Source organism: Succinispira mobilis DSM 6222 (assembly GCF_000384135.1).
GTDB classification, from domain to species: domain Bacteria; phylum Bacillota; class Negativicutes; order Acidaminococcales; family Succinispiraceae; genus Succinispira; species Succinispira mobilis.
This window is the reverse complement of record NZ_KB913028.1, coordinates 390,505-403,555: the sequence shown is the minus strand read 5'-3', so window position 1 is coordinate 403,555 and position 13,051 is coordinate 390,505. Positions and strand designations below refer to the sequence as shown.

The window sequence follows — 13,051 nt, the reverse complement described above, 5'->3', positions numbered from 1 at the left end:
ATTAATTATTTTTTAAATCACTGCTTGCAAAAACAACATTGCTATTTCCCGTATTAAAAGCTGTATTAATATCTTCTTTTTGGAGATATCCCTCATCAAAGACAAATTGGTCTAAAGCATCTACAGCTAAGTTATTATTAATATCCCAAAAATCTTTCACTGTAATCGTTGAATTTCCACCTTCAAGATTACTCGTTGTAATTGTTAAATCTGTACCATTTTTATTAAATGTAAACTTATCTACTCCAGTCGTAGCAACTTCCTCATCTTCCCATGTAACAGAATAGCCCAAAGTTAGTTTGTCGATATCCGTAATTAGGCCGCCCGCATTTTCGACAGTGATATTTTTGTTCCCTGCACCATTCAGAGCCACAAAATACTGGTCATTGCCCGCTCCACCATTTAATAATCCTGCCATTCCATCATAATGACCTGCATCATGTAAAACCAGCTTATCATTCCCACTGCCACCATATAGTTTATGGTCCTTACCCCATGCTAACAACTCATCATCGCCACTACCGCCATCTAATAAATGACCTGTGGTATATTGTGTTTCCGGATATGGGCAAAACCAAGCTTCTAGGCGATCATTCCCCGCTTCGCCATATAACTTGTTGCCATAAGTATTTTCTACCATCAAATCGTCGTTGCCATCGCCACCATACAGTTCATTTTGCCCATAATCATCCCAGAGATAATCATTGCCCGCTCCACCATACAATTTATCATTCCCCGCACTAGGACTTTCATCACCCCAGTCTCCGGTAATAATGTCATTACCTGCTCCGCCATAAATTATATCATCACCAGAAGCACCTAAAATGTAGTCTGCTCCTGCTGAACCATTGATAGTCTCATTATTCTCACTGCCAATCATTATTTTACTTGTCAATACTTTGCCAGTTTCTGCATCGAATTGTTTAACCGAGAAATTTGTCGGATTATTAAAATAGTCCGCAAATTTTATCTCGCCCATAATTTTATCGTCATCACTAGCATCATCCCAGTCATGTATTTCCATAATTAAATTTTGATTGTCCCTCTTAAATACAGGCCCACAGTCACCGCTAATGTAACTGCTAAAGTCGATAGTATCTGTACTGCCAATGTTTTTTATTACCGTATTTTCAAAGTTACCCTTAAAGCTAAAAACTTCCGCAACACCAGTGGCAACTTTTAAATTTGCTAGCGCATTTATTTGTGCTGTGGTCAATGTCTTATCAGCAAAAACTATCTGCGTCAAAGGCTTGTCTAACCAACCTTGAATTGTAACTATTTCTCCAGTAGCCTCGTGTTTCATCTGTAGATCTCGCTCTAACAAAGTATAGCTAAAGTCAGCGGCTCTAACAATTGTCTCGCCTTGGAATTTTAAAATATCTGTTCCCGTATCATTGCTGCTATTATCAATTATTACATTGCAACCTGCCAGGTTTTTTATAATATAGGTGTCTGAACCTTTTCCGCCAGTCATTGTGCCAGCCAAAATTCCACCTTGCCTACCTGAAATTGTTAGGGTATCATTGCCGGCACCACCATTTAAGCTATTATCAGCACCAACTGCCAATAGCTGGTCATGCCCATTATCACCTTCAAGCAAATTACTATTTCCCCACGCTTCTAGTTTATCATTTCCCTCTTGTCCATATAGCTCATTATTGTTTACACCATCAGCTACGATTGTGTCATTACCATTACCACCATACATCTTGTTAACTCCATGATCATCCCAAATCATATCGTCACCATCATCACCATATAACTCATCGTTGCCTGTGGCAGGGATTTCATCACCCCAGTCACCAGTAATCATATCATTGCCCGCTCCACCATGTATTACATCATCACCATGGGCACCCATTATATAATCAACACCAGCCGTACCAATAATATTAGCATCATTACCATCTGTGCCAATTATTAGTTTACTATTCACCGCAATTCCAGTACTCGGATTAGTCATGATAAACCCTAATTCACCAGCTATGGGGCTTGCAAAACAGTCTTTCAACAGGACTGAACCCATTTTTGTTGCACTATCATTTTCCCATTTATTAAATACAAGCTTTAAATCTGCACCACTTCTTTCAAAACTAGGGCCATAGTCGCCCCCTTTATAACTCGAAAAATCCAAGGCATCATTTATGGCAATATCCGTAATACTTACATCCTCAAACAAGCCCTTAAATACAAATTTTTCATTGTCTCCAACATTTGCAGTTATATTTTGTCCTGGATTAACACTCTTTATCACAAAACTATTTAATTTCGTATTGATTTGCGCTGTAGATAATTCACGATCCGCAAAAACAATTTTACTTAATGGTTTAGTTTTCCAACCCGCTATTGTTATTTCGTTTCCAGTAGTTCTATGTTTTAGCTTCAAATCATTCGCAACTAACAAGTATAGAAAATCTCCTGATAACGCAGAGTTAGCATCATTTTCGATTTTAAGTATATCTTTAAGCGAATTGTCCGTTCTATTGTCAATCACAACATTGTATAGACTACTTTCTTTTAGCACGTAGGTGTCTATGCCTAATCCGCCTTCTAAGGTTCCAGCTTGATTATTTAAATTACCTGAGTGTTCTACAGTCAAAGTATCATTACCGCTACCGCCTTTTAGCATGTTGTTTTCCCCTGATGCTAGCAGCGCATCATCACCATCGCCACCATCTAGTAAATTATTATTGCCCCATGCTTCTAAAACATCATTGCCCACTTCTCCATATAGCTTATTGCTTTCAACTTTATCAACACTTAAATTATCATTACCATTGCCACCATATAATTCATTAGTACCGTGATCGTCCCAAAGCTCATCATCACCGTCGCCACCATATAAATTATCATCACCACTACTAGGGCTTTCATCGCCCCAGTCACCAGTTATAAAGTCGTTGCCCGCTCCACCATAAATTACATCATCGCCCGCTCCACCTAAAATATAGTCTGAGCCAGTCGTACCCTGCAAATTTAAATCTGCTCCTTCTGCTCCAACCAAAACTCTTGTTGTCACAACTTTGCCATCTTTAGGATTATTCAGGCTCATCATTATGCCGCTAGTTGCTGTATCGTTACTAAAATAGCCTCTTAATAATATTGTCCCCACTAAAACACCTGTATCATTATCGTCATCCCACTTGTTAAATCTAATTTGCAGGTCATCAGCTATTTTCATCATATTCGGGCCATATTCGCCATCAGTATAGGCGCTGAAATCTAAAATATCATCGCTGGCAATATCTTCAATTGTAACCATGCCAAACTCACCAGCAAATTTAAAGCGCTCATTTCTAGGCAAGGTTGCAATAGTTTCATTTTCATGTACTTGACGTACTAAAGCTTGCTCTGCCAACAAAGTATTGATTTCTTTATTGCTTACAACTTTATCTTTGAACGTTATGTTCGCTAAAGGATTATTGCTCCAGTTTTTTATCAGAAGAGTCGCGCCACTTATGTTTAATTTTAAGTCTGCCCCATAACTTTCAAACCCTACCTCAGTTGATTTTAAATTTGCTAGAGTCCCATTGAAGGCAAGCTTATTAACTTCGTCCAGTTCACCTTGATCGTCTAAAGTAATTACTGTTCCAGCTTTAACACCGCCAATTACATACGTATCGTTGCCTAACCCACCTATAAGGTTACCTGCTCCACTTAAGTACAACGTATCATTGCCAGCTTCACCATTTAAAATTATTTGTTCAGCAGCTACACCCTCATTATTAGAGTAGACAGTATCATTTCCTGCTCCACCATATAGTTCTTGTTGTTCTCCGTAGCCCTTGATTGTATCATTACCATTGCCGCCCTTTACAATTTCTATATTCTGATATTTGGTGGTATTAGTTAGGTCGATAACCACTGGACGTACTTGATTTGTGGCATCAAGGGTATCTACGCCACTACCACCATCTAGATATATATCGGCAGCATCATAAATTATCCGATCATCATCTGTCCCAGCATAAATTTTATCGTTGCCTAAGCCGCCATCTAAAACATCTGCTCCAGCTCCGCCATCTAAAATATCATTGCCAGCTCCCCCTAACAAAATATCCGCTCCAGCCTCACCATTTAAGATATCAATACCAGCTCCAGCTCTGATGAAATCATCGCCAGCTCCAGCTCTGATGAAATCATCGCCAGCTCCACTATCGATAGTATCGTCACCATTAGTAGCATCAATAATATCATTTGTACCATTACTTACGATAAAATCTGCATCCAAAGTTCCCATTGTATAAGTAAAGGTTTTACCGCTACCTGTTTTAAAGTTTTTAATTTTATAGTCCCCAGATGTTGCAAAATAATTTTCAAGTCTTATATCACCGCTCAAATCGCCATTGGCGTTAACAACATTAATAATTAAATTATCATCGAGCCTAGAAAATTGAAGGTTTTCTTTTTCGATCCCCTTCCCAAAGACAATCGTGTCTTGTTCATTGCTTTCGTGTGCTGTTATTATCGTTGATCCAATCGTGTTGTTCTGCAAGTTGAAAAGATACTGGTCAGCTCCATCTCCACCACTGAGAACATTATTGCCGCCACCACCATCTAAAATATCATTCCCTGATCCCCCAACTAAAACTTCTTCACCTAAAGCTGTTCCCTTAAGCTTGTCCGCACCCCAACCACCATAAACTTTCTCTATATCTTTATATTTCAAATTATTTAAATCAATTGCAACTGCAACTTTCTGTTCATTGGCATCTAAAATATCTGTTCCCTCTCCACCATCTACATAAAGATCAACAGCATCATAAAGTATTGTATCATCACCACTACCCGCATATATCTTATCACGACCACCGCCAGCATATATATAGTCATTGCCAGCGCCCGCCTTTATTATATCGTCGCCATTACCAGAGCGAATATACTCTCCTGCCAAATCACCATGAACATATTTAAAAGTTTTTCCACTACCTGTTTTAAAATTAATCAATTTATAGTTAGAATCGGCATCACCATTAATATCTTTTGTAAAGTAGCCTTTAAGTAAAATATCATCGTCTTGTTTAACAGCGCCATTTGCATCTGTTATTCTTATTATTAAGTCATTGCTTTGTTGTTCAAAAATTAAATTTTCATACTCCACACCTTTATCTAATACAATAGTATCTTCAAAATTACTCTTGTTGCTTTCAATAGTGTCATGACCGAAATTACCCTTGAAAATATACTGATCTAAACCTGCACCACCAGCAATTAGATCGTCACCAGCACCACCATCTATGATATCATTACCGCTACCGGCTTGTAACTTTTCTGAAGCTTGCGTCCCTTTAATTACATCGTTGCCATTACCACCAATTACATTTTCAATTCCTGCAAATTTACCGCTCAAATTTAAATCGATATTAACACCAGTGCCATAGCGACTTGCATCTAATGTATCATCGCCAGCACCACCATCTATATAAGCATCTGCGGCATCGTAAATGATTCGATCATTGCCAATCCCTGCGTATATTTTGTCAACACCAAGTTCTCCATCTAATAAATCATCATCATCATTGCCATTTAAGACATCATTGCCAGCACCGCCTAATAGAATATCATTGCCAGCACCACCATCTAAAACATCATTACCTATTCCTGCATCTATAACTTCATCTAACTCCGTGCCTATTAAGGTTTCATTGTTGTCCGTACCTATAATATACTTTTTTGCCACCTGAATTTCGCCCCCCATTAAATAATTGCTTTTAATATTTCCTATATTTATTTATAAATTATACTTTAGTAAGTATTATTTTTCAATTTAAATTGTCGTCACCGGCGAAAAATAGGACCATAATAAAAAAACAAAAGTGTTTTCTAGCAATTATGAACGGCCTTCCAAAGTTGGATTTTTCAGATCCGAATTTCGGAGACAGTTCAACAACCTCACCAGAGAACACTTTTCTTATTTTTTATTTTCCCTTTAACTTACTTTACTTAGTCAAAGTGTTTATTTTTTTAGTTCGCCGAACCATTTTTTATAAATTTTATCGTATTCACCATTTTTCTTAAGTTCATCCATGGCTTTATTGATTTGTTCGAGCAATTTTTTATTACCTTTATTTACCATAATTCCGTAATCTTCTGTACTTAAAAGCTCGCCTACTAATTTCACATCTTTAGTTTTAGTAGTGGCTAAGAAATATTGGTTTACTGGTAAATCATTAATTACCGCATCTACACCTTTGTTTTGCAGCTCCATTACTACTTCTGGAACTAAGTTAAACTCCCGTACCGTGGCATTAGGAATGTTTTTTGCGGCAGTAGCTGAAGAAGTACCAATTTGCACCGCTACTTTTTTACCTGCTAAATCTTTAAAGCTCTTGATTTCATTATTTTCTGTCCGCACCATAATTGATAACCCTGAACGATAGTAAGCTTGGCTAAAATCAACTTTTTGTTGCCGCTCTGGCGTAATTGTTACTCCAGAAATTGCTAAATCCACATTATTAGCGAGCAATGCGGGAATTAAACCGTCAAAGCTGATATTGCTAATTTCAGCTTTCGTGCCCATTTGTTTAGCGATGGCTTTAATTAAATCCATTTCAAAACCTACATACTCTTTACTTTTCTCTTCTGTAAAAGCAAAAGGGGCAAAGTCAGGGCTAGTTGCTACTTTAAGCACCTTATCTTGTTTGGCAGCTTTGTCACTGCCACAACCTACTAAAGCTACGCTTAGGACTAACAGGGCTGTTAGTAAAACTTTTTTTAAACTCACTTTTACGACACTCCTTAAAATATAATTGCATACTTTATCATTATAGTATTTTAATTGGCTTTTTTCAAGTTTTCCCGCCCGAGCCACTATTTACCATATATAGTAGTCAATTAGCAAGCTTATTTGTTTTTACTTTCCCGATATTTTTCATAAGTTAGAGCCGCACCAGTATTAGCTACCAACCCGCCTGTTACTTCTACTACAAACAAAGTATGCGTGCCCACATTACTTGTTTTATCCCACAAGACCTTTCCTTCAAGGTAAGATAGGCAGTTGCTCAAAATTGGACAGCCTAAATTCCCCAAAATATAGTCTATACCTTGAAATTTATCTACTTTTCTGCCAGTTTGCAAACCAAAGTGCCGTACATTAGCAATATCATCGGCGCGCAGAAAGGAAATCGCCATTACGCCTGATTCTTTGATATATTCACAAGTTAAAGTCTCATTACTAACGCTCACGGCAATTTGTGGGGGAATGTCCGTTAACTGAAATACCGTATTTACACACTGTCCGTTAATTTTCCCAGCCTTATCGCGACTAGTTAGCACGTACAAGCCATAAGAAATTTTTTCTAAACTCGAGCGAATTGTGCCCACATTGCAGCTACGTACACTTTCTGGGCAAAGACTTTGGACTGTATCAATGATTTCTACAAAAAGTTCTGGCCCAACGCCGCATAAAGGACATTCCTCCGGGGGATTATCCCCTTCATGAATATAGTCACACACTGTACATTTCCATTTTCTCATGTCGTTCACACCCTTTTAATATTTTTAAGCAAAACAAAATTCTTTTAGGGTACTTTTAGCTATTTGGGGATAACGTGCTACTAATTCAGCTTGCGTATACAGTTTAAACTGTTCAAACGTAAAGGCTGGAGTTACTACACAACTAATTAAGCTATATTCACCTTCAGGCCGCACTTGCATGCCAAAGATTTGCCCAGCTTTAATTTTCAATTGGGGCTGTTCGCCAACTAAAAGATTATTTCCCAGGCTATAATTTCCGATTTCTCCAGTCTCCCCAATTATCAACACCTGCAAGGGTGCTCCTTGATGAAACAATAGGAGCTCATCAGCGCACATACTATGAAAGCAAGATTTCTCACCCGCGGGTAGTAGATAGTAGATACTGCTGGCAAAGTTCTCGGTTTGCAAATATAAACGCCGATAATAGCCACCTTCTGGATGTTTTTCTAAATCCAGTTTTGCAATTATTTTTTTCGCTTCAATAATTTATCGCCTACCTTAATATATATAATGATTATCTTCATTTTAGTTGTAGCCTAAGTTTTCGTCAAGCTGATTAATTTTCACTCTTTCACTCTTTACAACTTTAACTAACTAAAGTATAATAAGCACAGCATTAATAAACGGAGGTCATTGTGATGAAAAAAATTTTTAGTTTAGTTTGTTTGCTTTTATTAACAACAGTATTGCTCGTAGGTTGCGGTAGTGAAAAGAAAAAATTAGTTATCGGCCTCGATGATCATTTTCCACCTATGGGTTTTCGTGATGATAAAAATAATTTAGTTGGTTTTGATATTGATATGGCGCGCGAAGCTGCCAAAAGAATGAAGAAAGAAGTAGAATTCAAACCAATTGATTGGTCCGCTAAAGAGGCTGAATTAAACGGTAAACGCGTAGATATGCTTTGGAATGGCTTTACGATTACTGAGGCTCGCAAAGAAAAAGTTGCTTTTTCTAAACCGTACATGGAAAATCGCCAAGTACTAGTAGTGGTAGCGGATTCACCAATAAAAACTAAAGCCGATTTAGTTGGTAAAAGCGTAGGTCTCCAAGATGGCAGTAGCAGTCTTGATGCAGTAAACAAAGAGCCAATTAGCAAGCAATTTAAAGAAGTAAAAAAATATGCTGATAATATTGCCGCTTTTATGGATTTAAAAGCTGGTCGTACGCAAGCGATTGTTTTAGATGAAATTGTTGCTCGTTATTATATTGCTAAAAAAGCCAATGAGTATAAGGTGCTCACTGATAACTTTGGTACAGAAGAATACGGCGTAGGCATGCGCAAAGAAGATAAAGAATTAGTTACACAATTACAAAAAGCGCTCGATGAAATGAAAAAAGATGGCACTAGTGCTAAGATTTCCGAAAAATGGTTTGGTGCCAATATTGTAAAATAAAATACGCTCGACAATTTATAAACAGGGGCAGTTACTGCCCCTGTTTTTGGTGTCAGCTTATGGTATAATAAGTACTTGAACTACCACCACTTATAGAAGTGGTGGATTCTTGGGAACACGCCGACCAGTGTCAGCGTTTAACCAAGCTATCCCCGTAATTCCCACGGTTCTTTGGCTACTAAGCCAAAAGTCGAAGTCCTTCAGCAAGTATATTATTTGCTGCGTTCACATCCCTATCATGCACAGTATGGCAGTTTGGGCATTCCCATTCTCTAAGGTTCAAGTTTTTTACCTCTCTGTTGCGATATCCGCAAACAGAACAGTTTTGACTAGACGGGAATGACTTTCCAATGACTGAAATAGTCCTGCCGTACCAATTAGCCTTATAATCAAGCATAGAACGAAATTCAGACCATCCCACATCGGCAATTGATTTTGCTAATTTATGATTCTTAATCATATTGCTAGTTTGCAAATCTTCTAAGCAAATCGTTTGATTATCACGAATTAGCCTAGTAGATAGCTTTTGTAGAAAATCACGGCGACAATTAGCAATCTTTTCGTGGTGTCTAGCAAGTTTAATTCTAGCTTTATTGCGGTTATTACTACCTTTTGTTTTTCGAGATAGTGATCGTTGCAATTTAGTTAATTTACGCTCTAATTTGCGGTAGTATTTAGGGTTATGTATTTTTTCACCAGTAGAGAGGATTGCGAAGTCTTTGACTCCCAAGTCTACACCGATAGATTGACCAACTACGGGTAATTGATCTATTTCCACATCAACCAATACTGATACAAAATATTTACCCGATGGATTACGACGAATCGTAGCACTGATTATTTGCCCATCAACTTCCCTTGATTTTGCGAATTTCACTAGTCCAAGTTTAGGTAGTTTAATGATATTATCCACGATTCGGATAGAGGAATTATTACATTTACTAGTATACGATTGCACAGGATTTTTCTTAGACTTGAATTTGGGATAGCCTTTCTTTTCTTTGAAAAACTTCTGATAAGCAGAATCTAAGTCTTTTAGTGTAGTTTGTAGTGAAGTAGAATCAGGCTCTTTTAGCCAAGGAAATTCTTTCTTAAGCTTGGTTAGCAACGCAGAACAGCCATTATAGTTAATTGTTGTATCATATTCCTCATAGGCTTCTTTTCTTTTTGCTAAGAAGTGATTATACACGAAACGATTACAACCAATCGACTTGGCAATTATAGTTTCCTGCTCTTTTGTTGGGTATAGACGAAATTTATAAGCTTTATGCATTGACTTTCACCTCCTTTACCCATATTATACACGTATTAAGTCAATAGGAGGAATCATTTATGCGAGTGAAATTTACTACAACATTAGACAGCGAAATATTGAAAGAGTTGAAAATCCAAGCTATTCAAGAAGGAACCGATGTTAGCAAAATACTTGAAAAACTAAGTATTGAATATCTCAAAAAGAAGGACAATTCATCCCCCACCTTCGTTCTCGCTAACGCGAGCAAGGAAACTTAGAGGTGGGAGTCTTCTTGCAAACGATGATAAATTTTAAGATTGAGGTATAGAATTTTGGACTATATAATTTCGATTTTACCCGCGATGTTCGAAGGTACATCCGCAACTTTGCAGATGTTTTTTATCACGATAATTCTCTCTATTCCTTTAGGGCTATTACTGGCCTTAGGGCGGATGTCTAGTAATCGTGGCTTGCGTTCTAGTATCGCCACTTACATTTGGGTAATGCGTGGCACACCGCTAATGTTACAACTACTTTTTGTCTATTTCGGTCTACCTTTTGTCCCAGTTATCGGTGTACGCTTAGATGATTTTCCTGCGGCTTTATTAGCCTTTAGCTTAAATTATGCCGCTTATTTTGCGGAAATTTTCCGAGCAGGAATTCAAGCCATCGATAAAGGACAATATGAAGCCGCTCGCTCTTTAGGTATGACTTATACGCAAACCATGCGTCGTATTGTTCTGCCCCAAGTAATTCGCCATGTGTTACCACCAGTAAGTAATGAAACCATTACGCTAGTTAAAGATACTTCTCTAATCTACGTTTTAGCCATGAATGACCTTTTACGTACTACCCGCTCGTTAGTGCAAAGAGATTTTAATATTATGCCTTTTGTGGTTGCCGGCATTTTTTATCTGTTGATGACTTTGGTATTAACGGTAATGTTCGAAAAACTTGAGAAAAAATATTCTCAATATAATTAAATTTGCGGAGGAAATAATTTTGTATAAAATAGAAGCCAACAATATTCGCAAAAAATTTGGCAGTTTAGAAGTACTCAAAGGGGTGAACTTACAAGTTCGCGCTGGCGAAGTAATTTCCATGATTGGCTCTTCGGGCTCGGGCAAAAGCACTTTTTTGCGTTGCCTAAATAAACTCGAAACCATCGATAGTGGCGAAATAAAAATCAACGGTCAGCCTTTAGTTACTAGCAATGCTCAAGGACAAATTGAATATATCCCCGAAAAGCAAGCCTTGCAACTTTGCTCGACCATGGGCATGGTGTTTCAGAATTTCAACCTGTTTCCGCATATGAGTGTGCTAGACAATTTAATTGAAGCCCCGCTAATTGTTCAAGGGCGGGAGCGTACCAGCTTAATCGCTGAGGCTAAAATTTTATTAGAAAAAGTGGGCTTGCTCGATAAATTACACAGTTTTCCCAATAGTCTCTCAGGTGGTCAAAAACAGCGGGTAGCTATTGCTCGGGCCTTAGCAATGAAGCCGGAAATTATGCTGTTTGATGAGCCTACTTCAGCCCTCGATCCAGAACTTACCGGGGAAGTCCTTAAAACTATTCAAAATCTGGCCCAAGAGAAAATGACTATGGTTATTGTCACTCACGAAATGGCTTTTGCCCGTGATGTATCTGATCGCATCATTTTTTTAGAAAAAGGTGTAATTGAAGAAGAAGGTACTAGTGCCGAAATTTTCACTCAGCCGAAGCGAGAACGCACCCGAGAATTTTTAAAAAATTATTTTATGCAGTTTTAGCTTTGCTAAAGTTCTTACTTAACTTTAATTCTAATTCTAGTTACAAACTAAGAAATTATACACCTAACAGCTATTGTATTTTCTCTAAAATCCTTACCTTTAATTAGTTTTTTCAGTTATTTTTTCTGTAATTAATCCCGCCGCACTTCTTTTTCCTGCTTGGCGAGACTAAATAAAATTTTATCTAGGAGTTGATTTTTTTGCAAAAACTATTAGCCATTTTAGTTCTAGTTGTAAGTTTGTTTTCCACTAGTCCTGCATTAGCCGCCGTAGGCTATCTAGGCCCTGCTGGAACTTTTACCGAGGAAGTTGCCCAAAAATATTTCACTAGCCCCGAGGAAAAATTTGTTATTTACAAAACAGTAGCCGAAAGCTTGCAGGCACTTAAAAGTGAGCAAATCGCCTTTGCCGTAGTCCCCGTAGAAAACACCTTAGGCGGACCAGTTTACAAATATCTTGATGATGTTTTAACTAGTGGCGATTACCAAATTGTGGCTGAGTTAAACTTGCCAATTCGCCAACAATTATTTACCCTACCCAATACAGGGTTAACTGATATCAAAACAGTTTATTCGCACCCACAAGGTTTAGCTCAATCTCGAACTTGGTTAAACAAAAACCTGCCTCATGCTAAATTAATCGAAACTAGTAGTACCGCCGAAGCCGTACGCTTAGTTGCCGAATCTAATGACCTTAGTTTAGCGGGTATTGCTGGCCCCCAAGCTGGTAAAGTCTATCCTGTAAAAACTTTAGCCGAAGATTTACAAATCACGCGTAAAAATGTTACTCGTTTTTGGGTCGTAAAGTTAGTCGATCCCGAAGCCAAACCAGTAAAAGCTGGACCTAAGAGTACTATTTACTTTAAAGCCTCAGCTAATGATGTGGCTGTAGCCTTACAAAATTTATTAAAAGCTGGCTATACTCTTGATACTATCCACGATCAACCTGCCAAAACAGTGCTTGGCGAATATAACTTTTTATTAGAATTAAATAACAAAAATGCCAAAAAATCTTTAAAAGATGCTTTAAAAGATCTTAATAATGATGTGGTTTACTATATTATGGGTGAGTATCCCGTATTCAATTATTAAGTGATCTTTGGTAACAAAATTTCCCCAACAGAGTTGACTTACTAGTCAACTCTGTTGTATTATTATTGTACGTTGCGAAAAAT

General features: G+C 37.7%; 10 protein-coding genes. 5 read left to right on the top strand and 5 right to left on the bottom strand.

The features are described from left to right. Position 1: 1 nt before the first annotated feature. The 4 genes from SUCMO_RS0101910 to SUCMO_RS11125 all read right to left on the bottom strand — a co-directional run bounded on the left by SUCMO_RS0101910 (position 2) and on the right by SUCMO_RS11125 (position 7,941). Positions 2-5,680 carry a calcium-binding protein gene (locus SUCMO_RS0101910; RefSeq protein ID WP_019878731.1) on the bottom strand — a complete coding sequence of 1,893 codons (5,679 nt, stop codon included), beginning with the start codon at positions 5,678-5,680 and terminating at the stop codon, positions 2-4. 276 nt (positions 5,681-5,956) lie between these two features. Continuing rightward, positions 5,957-6,724 carry a basic amino acid ABC transporter substrate-binding protein gene (locus SUCMO_RS0101905; protein ID WP_019878730.1) on the bottom strand — a complete coding sequence of 256 codons (768 nt, stop codon included), beginning with the start codon at positions 6,722-6,724 and terminating at the stop codon, positions 5,957-5,959. A gap of 119 nt (positions 6,725-6,843) precedes the next feature. After that, positions 6,844-7,476 carry a flavin reductase gene (locus tag SUCMO_RS0101900; RefSeq protein ID WP_019878729.1) on the bottom strand — a complete coding sequence of 211 codons (633 nt, stop codon included), beginning with the start codon at positions 7,474-7,476 and terminating at the stop codon, positions 6,844-6,846. Between the two features lie 24 nt (positions 7,477-7,500). Further along, positions 7,501-7,941, bottom strand: coding sequence for a cupin domain-containing protein (locus SUCMO_RS11125; protein ID WP_281166591.1), 441 nt, complete (start codon positions 7,939-7,941; stop codon positions 7,501-7,503). Between the two features lie 173 nt (positions 7,942-8,114). Between SUCMO_RS11125 and SUCMO_RS0101890 the strand changes: the two genes are divergently transcribed. Next, positions 8,115-8,873 (top strand): amino acid ABC transporter substrate-binding protein, encoded by a 759-nt coding sequence (locus SUCMO_RS0101890; protein WP_019878727.1) that lies wholly within the window; start codon positions 8,115-8,117, stop codon positions 8,871-8,873. 178 nt (positions 8,874-9,051) lie between these two features. On the opposite strand, the gene tnpB is transcribed toward SUCMO_RS0101890, so the two are convergent. Beyond that, positions 9,052-10,146 carry an IS200/IS605 family element RNA-guided endonuclease TnpB gene (gene tnpB / locus SUCMO_RS0101885; RefSeq protein WP_019878726.1) on the bottom strand — a complete coding sequence of 365 codons (1,095 nt, stop codon included), beginning with the start codon at positions 10,144-10,146 and terminating at the stop codon, positions 9,052-9,054. Positions 10,147-10,205: 59 nt separating this feature from the next. Between tnpB and SUCMO_RS0101880 the strand changes: the two genes are divergently transcribed. The 4 genes from SUCMO_RS0101880 to pheA all read left to right on the top strand — a co-directional run bounded on the left by SUCMO_RS0101880 (position 10,206) and on the right by pheA (position 12,968). Beyond that, on the top strand, positions 10,206-10,385 hold the full coding sequence (locus SUCMO_RS0101880; RefSeq protein WP_019878725.1) for a hypothetical protein: 180 nt from the start codon (positions 10,206-10,208) through the stop codon (positions 10,383-10,385). A 54-nt stretch (positions 10,386-10,439) separates the two neighbouring features. After that, on the top strand, positions 10,440-11,090 hold the full coding sequence (locus tag SUCMO_RS0101875) for an amino acid ABC transporter permease (protein ID WP_019878723.1): 651 nt from the start codon (positions 10,440-10,442) through the stop codon (positions 11,088-11,090). Between the two features lie 19 nt (positions 11,091-11,109). Continuing rightward, positions 11,110-11,877, top strand: a complete 768-nt coding sequence (locus SUCMO_RS0101870; RefSeq protein WP_019878722.1) for an ATP-binding cassette domain-containing protein — start codon at positions 11,110-11,112, stop codon at positions 11,875-11,877. A gap of 200 nt (positions 11,878-12,077) precedes the next feature. Then, a complete protein-coding gene (pheA, locus tag SUCMO_RS0101865) occupies positions 12,078-12,968 on the top strand; it encodes a prephenate dehydratase (protein WP_019878720.1) in 891 nt (296 codons plus the stop codon). Positions 12,969-13,051: the final 83 nt, after the last annotated feature.